This window comes from Kribbella capetownensis, from assembly GCF_004331485.1.
GTDB lineage: Bacteria > Actinomycetota > Actinomycetes > Propionibacteriales > Kribbellaceae > Kribbella > Kribbella capetownensis.
The window spans coordinates 388,961-404,823 of record NZ_SJKD01000005.1; the positions used below are offsets into that span (position 1 = coordinate 388,961).

The window sequence follows — 15,863 nt, forward strand, 5'->3', positions numbered from 1 at the left end:
AAACCTCCCATGAATGCACGGATGACGAACCCCGCCGAGATCCTCCCGGACGCCACCAAGGGCGTCCAGAACATCTACAAGGCCATCGCCCAGGCCGGCGCGCCGGGAGCGACGCTCGAGCTGGTGCACCTGCGGGCCAGCCAGATCAACGGCTGCTCCCCCTGCGTGTTCGGCGGGATCAAGTCGGCGCTCAAGAACGGCGAGACCGACGAGCGGCTGCACCAGGTCGCTGCTTGGCGCGACTCGGACCTGTTCACCGCCTCCGAGCGTGCGGCGCTCGAGCTCACCGAGGCCGCGACCCGGCTGGCCGACCGGCCGGGCGCTGTCACCGATGAGATCTGGGCCGCGGCCGCCGAGCACTTCGACGAGCGGCAGCTGTCCGGGATCGTGATGATGATCGCGCTCACCAACATGTTCAACCGGATCAACACCACCGTCCGTACCCCGGCCGGAGCCACCTGGTAGGACTTGGGCTGCACATAGTCTGGGCGCCGGTGTCGAGAAGGGCACCGGCGCTCCGACGTACCCAGGACAGGACGGAGATTCGCGATGAAATACATGCTGCTGATCTACGGGAACACCGACACCTGGGATGCCCTGCACGCCGCGGGAATCGAGCAAGTGCTCGACCAGCACCGGGTCCTCGCCGAGGAACTGAAGGCGAACGGCGAGTATGTCGACGGCATCGGGCTGACCACCGCGAGCGCCCGAGTGGTCAGGGTGAACGACGGAATCCCGGCGGTCACCGATGGACCGTTCACCGAGGCGAAGGAAGTGCTGGCCGGGTACTACTTGGTGGAGTGCAGTCTGGAGCGGGCGACGGAGATCGCGGCCCGGCTGCCGGAGGCTCCGTACTCTCCGATCGAGATTCGCGCGCTGACCGATCCGATGGAGGACTGAGGGCCGTCCGCAGGGAGGGACGGCTCCAGAAACTTGCCGGCCTCAGCTCGGCGTTGGGATCTGAGACCGGCGAGTCACTCAGCTCTGTGCTTGGCCGCTGGGTTTCAGCTCGGGCCTGCCGACGCGAGGATGACTCCACCTGATGCAGGTTGGTCACCCATGCCCCGGCCACCCCGGACGAACACAGTGGCGCCTCGCTCCGGCGCTGGGGCGCCTTCGCCGAGTCGCAACGTGGTCGTCATACCGTTGCTCAGTCTGAGCACTGCCACGCGTCGCGGCCGGCCCAACGGAATCGACGAGTTCACCTCGTGGATGCCGGTGCAGACCGCTGGTTGGATCGAAGCCCGTCCGAGCTCTGCTTTGCCGTGACTCCTCACATCACGGCACTGCTCGGCGAGCCTTGTCATCGCTGACACGCGTCCCCCTTCTCTTGTTGTTACCCCCGAGTGGCGGTTTGGCGCGGCCACCACGCAGGCAGCAGCCGCACACTCCCCCGTTCAGTCCACCCTCGGAAAGAACGCGGAAGTGATCAGGGAAGCCTTGCTGAGAGTGACGGCCATTTCAAGGGATCGTGACCGGAATCCCGCGTGCCGGGACCGCTGTCCACGAATACCCCCGGGTAGTGCGTTTTACTGGCCGCCGAAGCCCGTCGTCGCGACACCTTTGATGATGTGGCGCTGGAAGAACAGGAAAACCACCACCAGTGGCAATGCCGCCAGGATCGCCGAGGCCATGTTCTGCGCGTATTGCAGGCCATAGGCGCTCTTCACCGTCTGCAGGCCGACCGGCAACGTCATCAGGTCCGCGTCGGTGGTGACGATGAACGGCCAGAGGAAGTTGTTCCAGGCACCGATGAAGACGAAGATCGCCACCGCCGCGAGGATCGGGCGGGACAACGGCAGCACGATCGACCAGAACACCCGCAGCCGATTCGCGCCGTCCACCCGGGCCGCGTCCTCCAGTTCGACCGGGATCTGGTCGAAAAAACGTTTGAGAATGAGCACCATCGCCGGGGCGATCGTCTGCGGCAGGATGATGCCCCAGTAGGTGTCGACCAGGTCGAAGGCGAGCATCTGCCGGAACAACGGCACGATCAGCATCTGCGGCGGAATGATGATGGCGCCGATGATCGCGGCGTACAGCCAGCGCCGCCCGGTGAAACTGACCCGGGAGAACGCGTAGCCGGCCAGCGCCGAGACCGCCACGGTGAGAAAGGTGATCGCGATCGAGGTGATCAGGCTGTTCCACGCCCAGGACGGGATGTCGCCGGCCGAGAGCACCTTGCGATAGGCGTCGAATCCGAGCCCGTCCGGCGGATTCAGGCTGATCGTCGACGCCCCGGCGTCCGCTTCACTCTTCAGCGAGGTCAGCACAGCCCAGGCGAACGGCACCAGCCAGGTCGCGGCCAGGAACGCCAGCACCAGCAGCGCCACCACCCGCGACACGCTCCACGGGTTCTCGCCCGGCTTGTGTCCCTGCTTGATGTTCCGCGCCAGCGAATACGTGCTCATGCCGCGTTCCTCCGGTTGATCAGCTTGTACTGCGCCAGCGACACCAGCACGATGATCGCGAAGAACAGGTACGAGATGGCCGACGAGAAGCCGAACCGGTAGCCGGTGAAACCGGACTCGTAGATGTATTGCACGATCGAGCGGGTCGCGCCGGCCGGACCGCCGTTGGTCAGCATGTAGATCTGGTCGAAGACCTTCAGCGACGCCAGGATCTGCAGCGTCACGATCAGCGCGGTGGTCGGCGCGAGTTGCGGGATCACGATCGAGAACAGCTGCCGCCACTTGCCGGCGCCGTCGATCGCGGCCGCCTCGAACTGCTGCTCCGGGATGTTCTGCAGCGCGGCCAGGTAGAGCAGGAAGTTGAACCCGATCGTCCACCACAGCGTGGTGACCACGACCGAGATCATCGCGACGTTCGGGTCCTGCAGCCAGGCCACCGGCGCGATCCCGAACTCACCCAGTACGCCGTTGATCAGCCCGAGCTTGGGGTTGTACATCCAGGACCAGAACATCACCACGACGGTCGAGGCGAGCAGGTACGGCAGGAAGAACGACAGCCGCCACAGCCAGCGCCCCGGCAGCCCGAGGTTCACCAGCAGCGCGAAGGCCAGTGACAGGAGGACGAGCGGAACCGTGCTGAGGACCGTGAACCACAGGGTGTTGCCCAGTGACTTCCACATGTCCGGGTCCGTCAGCGCCTCGGCGTAGTTGGCGAACCCGAGCAGTTCACCACCTGAGCCGGTCAGCGTCTCACCGGTGAAGCTGAGGTAGAGCCCGTAGATCGCGGGCACCACCAGGAACAGTACGAACAGCACGGCGAACGGTGCCGCGAAGGCCCATCCGGTCAGGCTCTCGCCGCGCCGGGCCCGGTCCTGGCCGGATCCGGGGCCTTCGGCAACGACCTCGGCCGGCGTGGTGGTTGCGTCGATGGCGGTCGACATGATGGCTCTCCTCTCACACCGGCTGCGGACGGTCGAGCAGCACGTTCAGCCGCTTGACGAAACCTTCGAACCCGGCGGCGGGATCCCCGCTGCCGAGGTACACGTTCTGCACGTTCTCGGCGAAGTACTTGTGGAAGTCGCTGCCCGCGCCGCCGAACCACACATCCGGGTCGTAGTTCACGTACGCCGGAATGCCCGCGTAGTTCGACTGCGGCTTCAGCTCCTGGTACTCCGGACTCCGGACCACCGGCTGGTACGCCGGGATGTGACCGGCGCCGGCCCACTTCACCGAGCGCTTCAAGATCTCGGCCACCAACTGGTACACATGTTTGCGGCGTTCCGGTGACGCCTTCGACTGCCGCGGCAGCACGAACGTGTGCGAGTCCGCGTACGCCGCATCGGTGCCGAACAGGGTCGGGATCGGACGGGCGTCGACCGGCATCTTGGCGTCCTTCAGCACCGGCAGCTCCCACACGCCGCCGAAGAAGAGCCCGCTCTCGCCGTGCAGGAATTCGCTGGTCGCCGTACCGCCGTCGCCGCTGCGGCTGGCGATCTTGTCGTCGAGCAACGACTGGACGAAGGACAGTGCCTTCACGGCCGCGTCCTCGTCGACCTGTGCCTTCTGGCCCGGCACGAGCTTCATCTCCGCGCCCAGTTGCCGGTAGAACGTGTAGAACAGCCGCCACATCTGCGAGCCGTCGCCGAGATAGCCGTACGAGACACCGTGCTTCCCGGTCACCTCCTGCATCTTGGTGGCGACCTCGGTGAACTGCTCCGGGCTCTTCATCGTCTGCAGCGCATCCGTGACGCCGGCCTTCGTGGCGTGCTCGGTGTTGTAGTAGAGGACGAACGGGTGGGTGTCGAGGGCGATCGAGTAGAGCTTGCCGTCGTACATGCCCTTCTGCCACACCAGCGGCGGGAAGTCGCTTTCCTTCAGGCCGACCTCGGCCAGCAGGTCGAGGTCCCACGGCTCGAGCAGTCCGCCAGGTGCGTAGCCGGCGATCCGGGACGCGTGCATGATCGCGACGTCGGGAGCCCGGCCGCCGGCCGAGGCCATCGCCAGCTTCGTGTAGTACGGCGGTCCCCAGGCGAGCACCGTCTGGGTCGCGTGGAAGCCGAGGTTCGCCGCGCTGACCGCGTCCACCAGGCCGGCCATCACGATGCCGTCACCACCGGTCATCAGGTGCCAGTAGTCGAGATTCGAGGTCGACCGCGACGCACCGGGCGCGCAGCCGAACAGCATCCCGCCACCAGCGAGCGCGGCCGCTCCGGAGAGCAGACGACGCCGGGAAATGTGCCGATCAAGCGATGTCATACGGTCTCTCCTTCGGGCGGCGGGACCGATGATTACATCGTTAGAATCCACTCCACAAGAGGCCGGTGTGGATTTCTGCTGAAATGTGTCCGCTAGCGTGTGGTGCTGTTGCGTATCACGATGCGGTGCGGGACCATCACCCGGCGTGGCGCCGTGTTCTTGTCGCTCATCCGCTCGCCGAGCAGGTCGAGGGCCGCCTCGACGAACGCGCGCCGGTCGAAGTCGACGGTGGTCAGCGGCGGGATCATGAACTGGCTTTCCAGGATGTTGTCGAACCCGGCCACCAGCGTCTGCTGAGGCACGGCGATGCCCGCACTCCACAGTGCCGACAGCGTGCCCGACGCGATCGTGTCGGTGAAGCAGAAGAACGCGTCCGGCAGTTCGTGCTCGGCGAGGTACTTCCCCACCACCGTGGCCGCGCCCTCGGGCCGCCACCGGTCCAGCCCGATCTCCAGCGCCGGATCGATCGGTACGCCGGCCTCCTCGAGCGCCTGGTGGTAGCCGGCGGTCCGCAGCCGGGAGGCCGCCGTACCCGGGGCTTCGGCGGAGCCGGCCAGGACGCCGGCGCCACTCGAGCCGCGCGGGACCTCCGGCGTACCGACGACGGCGATCCGGCGGCATCCCTGTGCCAGCAGGTGTTTGGTGAGGTCTCGGGCCGCGGCGACGTTGTCGATCGCGACCTGGCTGACCAGGTCCTGGTCCACGTCTCCGATCAGCACGAGCGGCGGCAGCGGGCCGGCCGACAGTACGGCGCTGTCGTCGAGGTTCACCGGGTTCAGGATCAGGCCGTCGACCAGGTACGCGCGGGCCTTGGACAGCAACTCGAACTCACGCTTGGGCTCGGCCGCGGTCTGCTCGATCTGCACGCCCCAGCCGCGCTCGTGCGCGAGCTCCACGACGAGATGGACGATCTCCGCGGAGTACGGGCGGAGCAGGTCGGGCAGCGCGAGCGCGATCATCCCGGACCGGCCGTTGCGCAGGCCGCGGGCGCTCATGTTCGGAACGTAGTCGAGCTCGGCCAGCGCCTGCTCGACCCGGGCGCGCGTCTCCGGACGGACGAACACGACGCCGTTGATGACGTTCGACACCGTCTTCGGGGACACCCCGGCCAGCTTGGCGACATCTTTGACGGTGGCACGCATGCCGCCATTGTCACATCTGGCCGCGTTGTCACGTAGTCAGCGTGTGCTGAGCGCCCCGCCGTTGACGTGCAGGACCTGACCGGTGAGGTGACGCGCGGCCGGCGAGGCGAGGAAGTGGATCGTCGTGGCGATGTCGCCGACCTGGCCCTCACGTTTGGTCATCGTTGCTTCCAGCAACGTTTGACGGCGCTCGGCTGTCATCCGTCCCTGGAAGAACTCGGTCTCTGCGGTGAAGCCTGGCGCCACCACGTTCGACGTGATGCCGCGCGGCCCGAGTTCGATCGCCGCATCCACGTTCCACATCGCCAACGCGGCCTTCGACGCGCCGTACGAACCGGCACCACGGGCACCGGCGATCGAACCGAGATGCACGACCGTTGTGGTGAGTCGTGGTGAGAGCGCTGTCGTGGTGAGTACGGCACTGAGCAGATTTGCGTCGAGGTTCTGCAGCCAGTTCGCCTTCAGCTGCTCCAGGCCACCTTCCGGCGCGCCGAAGTCGGTGTTGCCGCCGGCGTTGTTCACCAGTACGTCGATCCGGTCCGGCAGTTCGGCCAGCAGTCGCTCGATCTGTGCCGGGTCCGTCGCATCGCACACCACTCCCCTGGCTCCCAGGTCCGCCGCAGTCTTGGCCAGTACGTCCTCTCGGCGCCCGGTGATCACCACCTCGTCGCCGTCCGCGCGGAACCGCTCGGCGGTCGCCCGCCCGATTCCGGTCGCTCCTCCGGTCACCACGATCATCCGTGTCACGGTCATCCCTCACGTTTAGGTCTAAATGTTTAGCTCTAAACGTAGCATGGTGATCGTGGCCGACTCCTATCCCCTCGATACGCCGAGCCCCTACCCCGCCGCGGAGATCGCCCGCGCCTGGCGGCGGGAGCGGCCCGGCACACCGACCGACTCGATCGAGATCGTCACTCCCCTGTGGCGGCTGGCCAAGCTCTTCGCCGACGACCGGCGGCGGCTGCTCGCCGATCTCGGTGTCGACCCGGCCACCCTCGACCTGCTCAGTGTGCTGCGCCGGGCCGGAGCGCCGTACGAGTTGACGACGCGTGAGTTGAGCCGCCTGACGCTCGTTACCGCGGGAGCCATCTCGCAGCGGGTGGCCCGGGCCGAGGACTCCGGCCTGGTCACCCGCCGGAACGCCGACGACGGGAGCCGTGCGGTCGTCGTGACTCTCACCGAGACCGGCCACGACATGATCGAGCGGACCGTCGACCAGGTGCTGACACGCGAGTCCGAGCTGGTCGCGTCACTGTCCCCCACGGGCCGCGCCGAGCTCGCGTCCCAGCTCCAGGAATTGCTCGACGACGTCGGCCGGCGAGCCCGCAAGCCTTAACTCGGGCGTAGAGGGTTCTGCGCACGAGCAAGCGGGGATCTGCGAGCCAACTTTGTACGACCGGTTCAATGAAACAATTGAAGGATGCTTGCTGCCGACAATCACGATGCCATCCAGGTGCGGGGAGCCCGCGAGAACAATCTCGCCGGCGTCTCGCTCGACATCCCGAAGCGCCGGCTCACCGTCTTCACCGGGGTCTCCGGCTCCGGCAAGTCGTCGCTGGTCTTCGACACGATCGCCGCCGAGTCCCAGCGGCTGATCAACGAGACTTACACCGCGTTCGTGCAGAACTTCATGCCCAGTCTGGGCCGGCCGGACGTCGACTCGCTCGGCAACCTGTCCGCCGCCATCGTCGTCGACCAGGAACGGATCGGCGCCAACGCCCGCTCCACGGTCGGCACCGCGACCGACGCGCACACCATGCTCCGCATCCTGTTCAGCCGCGCCGGGGCGCCGTACGCCGGTCCGCCTTCGGTGTTCAGCTTCAACCGGGCGGAGGGCATGTGTCCCGAGTGTGAAGGACTCGGCCGGACCACCGAGTTCGAGCTGGACGAGTTGGTCGACCGGCGCAAGAGCCTCAACCAGGGTGCGATCACGGCACCTGGGTACGCCGTCGGCGACTGGCCGTGGCAGGTGATGGCCCACTGCGGGCTGTTCGATCCGAACCTGCCACTCCAGGCGTATCCCGAGCAGACCTGGCGGCAGTTCCTGTACCAGGAGCAGACGAAGATCCGGGTCGGGAAGAGCAACCTGACCTTCGAGGGGCTCGTCGTCCGGCTCCGGCGCCAGTACCTCGGCAAGGACCGCGAGTCGATGCAGGGACACCTCCGTGCGTTCGCGGAGCGGGCCGTGCACCAGCGCACCTGCGCCGCCTGTGGTGGCGTCCGGCTGAACGAGGCGGCCCGGTCGGTCACCGTCGACGGCTTGACCATCGGCGAATGCTCAGCCCTGCAGATCAGCGACCTCGCCAAGTTCGTTGCCGGAGTCAAACATCCCGGCGTCGGGCCGATGGTCGAGGGCTTGCGGCAGACGCTCGACTCGATGGTGACGATCGGGCTCGGCTACCTGAGCCTGGACCGGGAGTCGTCGACGCTGTCCGGAGGTGAGGCGCAGCGGGTGAAGCTGGTCCGCCATCTCGGGTCCAGCCTGAGCGATGTCACCTACGTGTTCGACGAGCCGACCATCGGACTGCATCCGCACGACATCCGGCGGATGAACAACCTGCTCCTGCAACTGCGGGACAAGGGCAACACCGTGCTCGTGGTCGAGCACAAGCCGGAGACGATCCGGATCGCCGACCACGTGGTGGATCTCGGACCGGGCGCGGGTCTGGCCGGCGGCCGCCTCTGCTATGTGGGCGATCTCGCTGGGCTGAAGAAGTCCGGCACCCTGACCGGCCGGTACCTCGATCATCGGGTCGCCGTCCGGGACGACGTACGGCGGCCGACCGGGTGGCTCGCGATCGAGAACGCGACGCTGCACAACCTGCGGAACGTCGACGTCGACATCCCGCTCGGCGTGCTGACCGTCGTGACCGGGGTCGCGGGATCCGGGAAGAGTTCGCTGATCCATGGATCGCTGGCCGGACGCGACGGCGTGATCATCGCCGGGCAGGAGCCGATCCGTGGCTCGAAGCGGAGCAATCCGGCGACGTACACCGGGCTGCTCGACCCGATCCGGGCCGAGTTCGCCAAGGCGAACAAGGTGAAGCCAGGGTTGTTCAGTGCGAACTCGGTCGGTGCCTGCCCGACCTGCAAGGGCATCGGGCTCGTCTACACCGATCTGGCGATGATGGCCGAGGTCGCGTCGACCTGCGAGGACTGCAACGGCGCCCGCTTCACCGCGGAGGTGCTCGCGTATCGCCTGCGGGGGAAGAACATCAGCGAGGTACTGCGGATGACCGTGTCCGAGGCGCGGGAGTTCTTCACCAAGGGACAGGCCGGCACGATCCTCGAGCGGCTGTCGACGGTCGGGCTCGGCTACATCGGTCTCGGGCAGCCTTTGACCACACTGTCCGGCGGTGAACGCCAGCGGCTGAAGCTGGCGATCAACATGGGCAAGAGCGGCTCGATCTACATCCTCGACGAGCCGACGACGGGTCTGCACCTGGCCGACGTCGATCAGTTGCTCGCGATGCTCGACGAACTCGTTGACGACGGCAACACAGTGATCGTGATCGAGCACCACCAGGCGGTGATGGCGCATGCCGACTGGCTGATCGACGTCGGCCCGGGCGCCGGCAGCGACGGCGGTCGCGTCGTCTTCACCGGCACGCCGGCCGATCTGGTCGAGAGCAGCCCGACGCTGACCGCGGAGCATCTCCGCGAGTACGTAACCTCAGCGAACGAGTTCGGCGGCGAGGTTCTCGATCACGTCGCGCCAAGCGTCTAGGTAGCCGGCGGCGGGGCCGGTCTGGGTGAGCACCAGGCGGGCTCCGCCGTTGCCGTCGCGCAACGCCCACGTGACCACACCCTGCGACCAGGCGTAGGCGAGGCACTCCGCCTCGGCGACCTCGGTCGCCGCGCCGGGATCAATGCCCTTGGCAACGAACCCGGCAGGCGGCGGACTACCGACGGCCGCAGACTCGGCTCCGGTGAGCAACGCCCACGCCACTTCCTTCGGCCGCACCAACTGCCGCTCGAACCGCACTCCCCCATCGTCCAGCACGACCCCCTGGTCGAGCCCGTACGCCTTGACGAAGTGCTCGTGCAGTACGGCGTAGTCGCGCTCCGGCACCGTGTCGCCGAGCACCCGCTCGAGTGCGTCGAAGCACAGCGTCCAGCCACCGGAGAAGCTCGCGGATCCCGGCCGGTCGTCGTACGTCGCGGTGAGGTGCAAGGTGCACCCGTCGCCCGCCGCGACCAGCTCCCAGCGGAGTACCTCGACGCCCCAGGTGTACTCGATCAGGTGCGGTGGTTCGTAGGCGCGGATCACGCCGCCGTTCTCGAGGTCGACGGGCGCACCCGGATCCTCCTCGAACGTGAACGTGACCGCACCGTCGAGTCGCAGGTCCAGCTCGACCGCGGCGGGGAACCACCCGGCCAGCTGCCCAGGCTCGGTGATCGCTCGCCAGACCTTCTCCACCGGATGCCGTAGTGCCCGCTGCATCCGCAGTACCGTCCGGCCGTTCTCCGTGCTCAAGGTCTCGGTCATGATCCCATATATACCCGATCAGGCATATACGATCAACCGGCGAACCGGGCCACATCCGCGAGTTCGTCGGCGAGGTCGACCTGCGGTCCGAAGAGCTCGTACGAACGGTCAGCATGTCGCCAGGTGCCGATCACACGCCCGGCCCGCACCACCGCGGGACGAAGCATTCCGCCGCCCGGATAGACCTTCCGCTGGTGCTCGTCGGCCAACGCCTGCCGCCGATCCTGATACCCGAGCAGATACGCGTCGAACTCCCCCAGCAGGCGCGCTGCCTGGCTCCCCGGCAGATCCTCGACCGCGACCAGCACATCCCCCTCGATCTCGAACGACTCGGTCGCCACGGCCTCCACCGCGGCCCGCGCGGTCGGCACGGGCAGCCCCGACCAGGTCGCGAGGTCCCGAGCCGTCGCAGGCCCGTACGCCGTCAGGTATCGCCGAGCCAAGTCCTCGACATCGCCTTCCAGCACGAGCGGCTTCCCCAGCCAGTCGCGCACCGCTACCCAGGTCTCGTCCCTGTCATGTCCGGGCCCGTAACACAGCCGCCCGAGCAGCCCGGTGTGCCGGATGAGCGCATACACCGCCTGCCCCCGCGGTTCCTTGATCAGTCCGGCCTTCACGAGTACGTCGGCCAACTCGGCGCGACCAGTCGGTCCGTGGGTGAGCAGATGCTCCTCGAGGCGGTCGGCCGCTTCGGCCCGGACCGCCTCGGTCAGGCCGAGTTCGCCGTACCGGCGCTCGGTGTCCTTGATCTGCTTCGGACCGAGCAGCCCGAGCAGCGGGCCGGCGTCCTCGACCGCGACGAGTTGCAGCGTCCCGCGCATGAACCAGCCGCGGACGACGGAGCGGTCGACCTCCTGCGCCTCCGACACGTCGGCGAGGGTCGTCGCGGTAGATCGTGCACGTACGGCGTACGCCGCTCCGCGCCAGGCCTGGGCCTGAAGCCCCCCGGTCCGGCGCACGACTTCTGCTACACCGCGGGGACCGGCATCGGTTACATGGCGATGGAGGCAGTTGGCTTGGGCTCGCGCGGCCAGAAGCCAGTCGACAGACCTGTGCGGCACCCCTGCATCAGATCACGAGCAGAGGTGCCGCACACAGTGGCCTGGTCAGTCCAGAGCAGGCTGGACCAGGTTGGCGTAGTTCGCCTGGCCGGTGACGTTCGGGTGGTACGACTCGGTGACCGGGTTGGACAGGCCGTTGATCCACTCCGGGCTGCCGCAGACGGAGTGGCCGATGAACAACTGGGTCGGGTTGACGAACGCGAACCCGGCCGCGCTCGCCGAGGCGGCGATCTTCGAGTTGAGCAGGTCGGCGGTTGCGTTCAGCCGGGTCATCTCGTCCGGGCTGAAGAACGTGCCGGCGTTGCAGTCGGTGCCGTTGAAGATCCGCGGGTAGCCGACCACCACGACCCGGGCGGACGCCGCCCGGCTCCTGATCGACGAGTAGAGAGTGTTCAGCCGGCCGGGCAGCGTGTTGTTGATGATCGACTGCGCGTTGGCGACCGCACCGGTGCAGTCGCCGAGCCAGGACGGCTTCGCGCACTCGGTGATCACCGACGAGAACCCGGCGTCGTTCCCGCCGACCTGCACGGAGACGATGTTGGTCGAGCTCGTCACCGACGGCAGCTGGTTCGCGGTGACGTCGGCGACCCGGGCCCCCGAGCAGGCCACGAAGGTCAGGCTGGCCCCGATCCGGCCGGCGTCGATGTAGGCGTACGCCTTGGTCGAGCGCTGGCAGGAACCGCTGCCGGAGATGTAGGTGCGGGTGCCGACGCCCGAGGCGTAGGAGTCACCCAGCGCGACGTAGTTCGGTGCGGCCGCGTGGGCGACCCCGGGACTGAGGAGCATCGCGGCGCCGAGGGCCGCGGCGGTGAGCAAACTGGCGATGGACTTCATGGGGCGGACCGCCTTTGCATGTGCGAGGGGTGGCGACAGAAGTACTCATCGTCACCTTCACTGACTCGCGAGTAACACACAAGGGTCTGGTAAGAAATTCACCGCCAGTTGCCGATCCCGGTAGGCCGAGGTCTCCGGTCAGTCGTTCCACGACGACAGGCCGGGGCCGAGTGGCAGTGGATAACAGCCGTCCACCAACTCCACCCGGCCGTCCGCGGGCAGCAGTCCACTCTCCACGTAGATCGTGTTCGGCAACGCGGCCAGGACGTGGATGTGTGCACCTCCTCCGTGCGAGGCGTACGGGACACCGAAGCCGGCTGCCATCAGTCCGATCTCCAGGCAGTCGGTGAGCCCACCGGCACGCCTCAGGTCGGGCTGCACAACGCCGACTCCCCCGCGGGCGATCAGATCCCGGAACGCCGCCTGCCCGTACCGGTTCTCACCGGTCGCGATCGGGATGTCCAGCTTCTCGGCCAGCCGGACATGGGCATCGGTGTCACCGGCCGGCAGTGGTTCCTCGAACCACCGGCAGTCCAGTTCCTCGTACACCCGGCCCCGCCGCAGCGCCTCGGAGTACCCGAACGCCTGGTTGGCATCCACCATCAGCGGCGCATCCGGCCCGATCACCGCCCGGACGGCCTTGATCCGTTGGACGTCCTCGCTGAGCGGACCGCCGCCGACCTTCATCTTCACGCCACGGAAGCCCTGCTCCATCGCCTTGGCCGACACGGTCTCCAGGCCCGTGACGTCCAGCTCGAGCCAGCCCACCATCGCGTACGTCGGGATCGCCGTCCGCTGCGCACCGAGCAGCTTCCAGACCGGCACGTCCAGCGACTTGCCGAGCAGATCCCACAACGCCAGATCGATCGCCGAGATCCCGTACGACGAGAGTCCGGCGGTCCCCTGGTAGTCGGTGAGCGTCTGCAGCTTCTGCCGGATCCCGCGAATCAGCGCCGGATCCTCGCCGACGATCGCGGGCGCCAGTTGCTCGGTGACGATCGAGGCCAGCACCGCCGGCGAGCTCGCCACTCGGCCGAAGTACGTGTCGCTGACCCCGCTGATGCCTTCGTCGGTGTCGATCCGCACCCGGGTACGCCCGTTGCGGTCGAGCAACTGGATCGCGTCACGAACGGGATGCGCCTTGGCCTCCGACAGCACCTCGACGCTGATCTCGGTGATCTTCATCCTCACCCCTTGCCAGCGAGCACGTCTTCGACCTTCTGCTTGACACTACCCAGCGCCGCGGCGGCGGACTGCTTACCGCTCCAGACGTCGTCCAGGACCGGCCGGTAGATGGTCCGGGCGCGTTCGATGTAGCGGCTGAAGTTCTCGTTCACCGCGTTGTCCAGTGCCTGGGTGACCAGGGCGAGGTTGGCCGGGCCCTTGTCGTCCGGCACGAACAGCGCCGACGAGCTCTTCGCGACCGGCATGAAGCCGCGCGACTCGGCGAGCAGCTTCGACGCGTCCGCGCCGGCGCAGTACTTGAGGAAGTCCCAGGCCGCGTCGGGGTCCTTGGAGTCCTTCGGGATCGCCAGCACGGTCATCGTGTTCACGGTCTTGCGGGCGGCCTTCATCGGCGGCGGGAAGATGTCCCACTTCACCTTGGCATTGCTGCGCAGGTACGGGATGCCGCTGGTCAGCGACAGCAACATCGCGACCTTGCCCGTGCCCAGCTGGGCGAGCGCCCAGTTCGGCGTCTGGCGGCCGGCCGTGACGGTGGCGAAGTCCGGGTGAACCTTGTGGACCAGGGCGAGGTCGGCGACCCACTGGACCGCCTCGGCACCCTGCGGTTCCGCCAGTGTGAAGCGGGTGGCGTCCTTGGAGTAGATGCCGTCGCCACCGTTGTTGACCGGCCACACCGTCTCGAGCGAGGTGTCGGGGAAGACCAGTGCGCCGTACCGCTCGCCGTTCGGCTTGGTCAGCTTCTTCGCGGCGTCGAGGAAGTCGTCCCAGGTCCAGCCGCTGGCGGCCCAGTCCTTCGGCGGCAGCTCGACGCCGGCCTCGGCGAACGCGTCGGTGTTGCAGTAGATGACGCCCGGGTTCGTCATGATCGGCCAGGCCGCGTGCGCGCCATCTTCCTGCTTGGGGAAGTTGAAGGCGACCGGGAAGTAGTCCTCGGCCTTGATCCCGTCCTTGTCCAGGTACGGCTTCAGGTCGAGCAGGGAGCCCTCCGCGTAGTACCCCTTGACGTAGTCGTCGTTGATCCGGATCGCCGTCGGGGCCGCTCCGGACGACAGCACGGTGCGCAGCTTGGTGTCGTAGTCGTCGCCCGGTACCGACTGGATGTCGAGTGTCTTGCCGGCCTGCTTGGCCCAGTTCTCGGCGACCGTGTAGAGCGGGGTGCCGCTGTTGGTGTCCCAGGTCAGCCAGGAGGCGTTGCCACCGCCGCCTCCCGCGCCGCCGTTGCCGCTGCAGGCTGCCAGCGGCGCACCGACCGCGATCGCCCCGGTCGTGAGGCCTAGGGCTTTGAGCACCGACCTTCGAGAATACAGTCCTGCGGTCATGGTCGTTCCTGTTCTGTCAGGGGTGACGCCACGCGGCACGCGTGACGGGTGTTGCAGTGCTCGGATGGGGCGGAGGTTGGTCTCAGTTGGTGCGCAGCTTCGCGATCGCGTCCTCGTTCAGCTCGACACCCAGCCCGGGCAGTTCCCAGGGCGTGATCTCCCCGTTCACCGGGACGAGCGGGTTCTGCCAGATCGGCACGTCGTCGAGGATCGGGTTGTGCTCGATGTTGTACTCCTGCGGGTACACGCAGGCCGGCGTACTGACCCAGAGGTGGGCGTGTGCCGACGTACCGACCGTCTGCTGGGTGTTGTGCACGGTGATCGGCTTGGTGTAGGTGTCGGCGAGTACCGCGATCTTCTTGAACTCCGTGATCCCGCCGCACTTGATGACATCCGGCTGCAGGATGTCGACCCGGCCCTCCGTGATCAGATCGCGGAACTGCCAGATCGTGTATTCCTGCTCCCCCACCGCGATCGGGATGTCGACCGCGTCGGCCAGTCGCCCGTACGCCGCGTAGTCGTGCGCCGCGAGCGGTTCCTCGAAGTGCCAGACGCCGAGATCCTCCAGCGCGTGCGCCAGCTTGATCGCGGTGTGCTCGTAGTACGCGTTGTTGACGTCGACCAGGATCGGGAAGTCGTCCCCGACCAGTTCACGGACCGCGGTCACGGTCGCGATGGTCTGGTCGAAGCCGTCGTCGTGCATCCACGGCGTCGACGAGTGGATCTTGTAGCCGTAGAAGCCCTTCTCCTGGAAGGACTTCGCCCGCTCGGCCTCCTCCTGCGGCGTCATCCCGCGGGCCATCGAGCTGGCGTAGACCTTCATGCTCTGGCGGTACTTCCCGCCGAGCAGCTTGTAGACGGGCAGCCCGGCGGCCTTGCCGAGCAGGTCCCACAGTGCGATGTCGATGCCCGCGATGGCGTTCAGCTGGGCGCCGCCGGGGCCGAGCTTGTACGGCTTCGTGTACAGCCGGCGCCACAACCGCTCGATGTCGGTGGCCTCCTCACCGACCAGCAGCGGAGCGAGCGCGTGTTCCACCACGCTGTGCGAGACGTGGGCGTTCATCGGGCTGACCTCGCCGACGCCTACCAGCCCCTCGTCGGTGTGCACCTTCACGAGGTGGAGTTTGTCGAGCAGGATGATCGATTCGATCCGGGTGATCCGCATG

15 protein-coding genes are annotated in these 15,863 nt (G+C 67.4%); 4 read left to right on the top strand and 11 right to left on the bottom strand.

Annotation, left to right across the window (positions count from 1 at the left end; genetic code table 11):
- The first annotated feature begins 21 nt into the window (after nt 1-21).
- Both E0H75_RS23525 and E0H75_RS23530 read left to right on the top strand, forming a co-directional pair.
- Complete coding sequence (locus E0H75_RS23525) at nt 22-465, top strand: carboxymuconolactone decarboxylase family protein (protein WP_238163229.1); 444 nt, start codon at nt 22-24, stop codon at nt 463-465.
- Between the two features lie 84 nt (nt 466-549).
- Nucleotides 550-900 (top strand): YciI family protein, encoded by a 351-nt coding sequence (locus E0H75_RS23530; RefSeq protein ID WP_131515790.1) that lies wholly within the window; start codon nt 550-552, stop codon nt 898-900.
- Nucleotides 901-1,529: 629 nt separating this feature from the next.
- Here E0H75_RS23530 and E0H75_RS23535 read toward each other — a convergent pair.
- The 5 genes from E0H75_RS23535 to E0H75_RS23555 form a co-directional block, all read right to left on the bottom strand.
- Nucleotides 1,530-2,411 carry a carbohydrate ABC transporter permease gene (locus E0H75_RS23535; protein WP_131515791.1) on the bottom strand — a complete coding sequence of 294 codons (882 nt, stop codon included), beginning with the start codon at nt 2,409-2,411 and terminating at the stop codon, nt 1,530-1,532.
- Complete coding sequence (locus tag E0H75_RS23540) at nt 2,408-3,352, bottom strand: carbohydrate ABC transporter permease (RefSeq protein ID WP_131515792.1); 945 nt, start codon at nt 3,350-3,352, stop codon at nt 2,408-2,410. The genes E0H75_RS23535 and E0H75_RS23540 overlap by 4 nt, the downstream gene beginning before the upstream one ends.
- A 13-nt stretch (nt 3,353-3,365) precedes the next feature.
- On the bottom strand, nt 3,366-4,667 hold the full coding sequence (locus tag E0H75_RS23545; RefSeq protein WP_131515793.1) for an extracellular solute-binding protein: 1,302 nt from the start codon (nt 4,665-4,667) through the stop codon (nt 3,366-3,368).
- A 92-nt stretch (nt 4,668-4,759) separates the two neighbouring features.
- Nucleotides 4,760-5,809, bottom strand: coding sequence for a LacI family DNA-binding transcriptional regulator (locus E0H75_RS23550; protein WP_131515794.1), 1,050 nt, complete (start codon nt 5,807-5,809; stop codon nt 4,760-4,762).
- Between the two features lie 36 nt (nt 5,810-5,845).
- Complete coding sequence (locus tag E0H75_RS23555) at nt 5,846-6,562, bottom strand: SDR family NAD(P)-dependent oxidoreductase (protein WP_238163230.1); 717 nt, start codon at nt 6,560-6,562, stop codon at nt 5,846-5,848.
- Nucleotides 6,563-6,602: 40 nt separating this feature from the next.
- Here E0H75_RS23555 and E0H75_RS23560 point away from each other — a divergent pair, with 40 nt between their 5' ends.
- Complete coding sequence (locus tag E0H75_RS23560) at nt 6,603-7,145, top strand: MarR family winged helix-turn-helix transcriptional regulator (protein WP_131515795.1); 543 nt, start codon at nt 6,603-6,605, stop codon at nt 7,143-7,145.
- 84 nt (nt 7,146-7,229) lie between these two features.
- On the top strand, nt 7,230-9,536 hold the full coding sequence (locus tag E0H75_RS23565; protein ID WP_131515796.1) for an ATP-binding cassette domain-containing protein: 2,307 nt from the start codon (nt 7,230-7,232) through the stop codon (nt 9,534-9,536).
- Here E0H75_RS23565 and E0H75_RS23570 read toward each other — a convergent pair.
- From E0H75_RS23570 to E0H75_RS23595, 6 genes are all read right to left on the bottom strand, one after another.
- The gene (locus tag E0H75_RS23570) at nt 9,483-10,298 is read right to left on the bottom strand and encodes an SRPBCC family protein (protein ID WP_131515797.1); all 816 of its coding nucleotides are present in this window, start codon (nt 10,296-10,298) and stop codon (nt 9,483-9,485) included. The two genes, E0H75_RS23565 and E0H75_RS23570, sit on opposite strands and share 54 nt — an antisense overlap.
- A gap of 32 nt (nt 10,299-10,330) precedes the next feature.
- Nucleotides 10,331-11,257 carry a winged helix DNA-binding domain-containing protein gene (locus tag E0H75_RS23575; RefSeq protein ID WP_165553979.1) on the bottom strand — a complete coding sequence of 309 codons (927 nt, stop codon included), beginning with the start codon at nt 11,255-11,257 and terminating at the stop codon, nt 10,331-10,333.
- A gap of 147 nt (nt 11,258-11,404) precedes the next feature.
- A complete protein-coding gene (locus E0H75_RS23580; RefSeq protein ID WP_131515799.1) occupies nt 11,405-12,193 on the bottom strand; it encodes an SGNH/GDSL hydrolase family protein in 789 nt (262 codons plus the stop codon).
- A 138-nt stretch (nt 12,194-12,331) separates the two neighbouring features.
- Entirely contained in the window at nt 12,332-13,378 is a 1,047-nt protein-coding gene (locus E0H75_RS23585; RefSeq protein ID WP_131515800.1) for a mandelate racemase/muconate lactonizing enzyme family protein, read from the bottom strand.
- Between the two features lie 2 nt (nt 13,379-13,380).
- On the bottom strand, nt 13,381-14,697 hold the full coding sequence (locus E0H75_RS23590) for an ABC transporter substrate-binding protein (RefSeq protein ID WP_131515801.1): 1,317 nt from the start codon (nt 14,695-14,697) through the stop codon (nt 13,381-13,383).
- Between the two features lie 82 nt (nt 14,698-14,779).
- Nucleotides 14,780-15,862 (bottom strand): mandelate racemase/muconate lactonizing enzyme family protein, encoded by a 1,083-nt coding sequence (locus E0H75_RS23595; RefSeq protein WP_131357339.1) that lies wholly within the window; start codon nt 15,860-15,862, stop codon nt 14,780-14,782.
- Nucleotide 15,863: the final 1 nt, after the last annotated feature.

Coding starts and splice junctions, on each gene's coding strand:
- E0H75_RS23525 (WP_238163229.1), top strand. CDS start 22: ATGACGAACCCCGCCGAGATCCTCCCGGACGCCACCAAGGGCGTCCAG.
- E0H75_RS23530 (WP_131515790.1), top strand. CDS start 550: ATGAAATACATGCTGCTGATCTACGGGAACACCGACACCTGGGATGCC.
- E0H75_RS23535 (WP_131515791.1), bottom strand. CDS start 2,411: ATGAGCACGTATTCGCTGGCGCGGAACATCAAGCAGGGACACAAGCCG.
- E0H75_RS23540 (WP_131515792.1), bottom strand. CDS start 3,352: ATGTCGACCGCCATCGACGCAACCACCACGCCGGCCGAGGTCGTTGCC.
- E0H75_RS23545 (WP_131515793.1), bottom strand. CDS start 4,667: ATGACATCGCTTGATCGGCACATTTCCCGGCGTCGTCTGCTCTCCGGA.
- E0H75_RS23550 (WP_131515794.1), bottom strand. CDS start 5,809: ATGCGTGCCACCGTCAAAGATGTCGCCAAGCTGGCCGGGGTGTCCCCG.
- E0H75_RS23555 (WP_238163230.1), bottom strand. CDS start 6,562: ATGACCGTGACACGGATGATCGTGGTGACCGGAGGAGCGACCGGAATC.
- E0H75_RS23560 (WP_131515795.1), top strand. CDS start 6,603: ATGGTGATCGTGGCCGACTCCTATCCCCTCGATACGCCGAGCCCCTAC.
- E0H75_RS23565 (WP_131515796.1), top strand. CDS start 7,230: ATGCTTGCTGCCGACAATCACGATGCCATCCAGGTGCGGGGAGCCCGC.
- E0H75_RS23570 (WP_131515797.1), bottom strand. CDS start 10,298: ATGACCGAGACCTTGAGCACGGAGAACGGCCGGACGGTACTGCGGATG.
- E0H75_RS23580 (WP_131515799.1), bottom strand. CDS start 12,193: ATGAAGTCCATCGCCAGTTTGCTCACCGCCGCGGCCCTCGGCGCCGCG.
- E0H75_RS23585 (WP_131515800.1), bottom strand. CDS start 13,378: ATGAAGATCACCGAGATCAGCGTCGAGGTGCTGTCGGAGGCCAAGGCG.
- E0H75_RS23590 (WP_131515801.1), bottom strand. CDS start 14,697: ATGACCGCAGGACTGTATTCTCGAAGGTCGGTGCTCAAAGCCCTAGGC.
- E0H75_RS23595 (WP_131357339.1), bottom strand. CDS start 15,862: ATGCGGATCACCCGGATCGAATCGATCATCCTGCTCGACAAACTCCAC.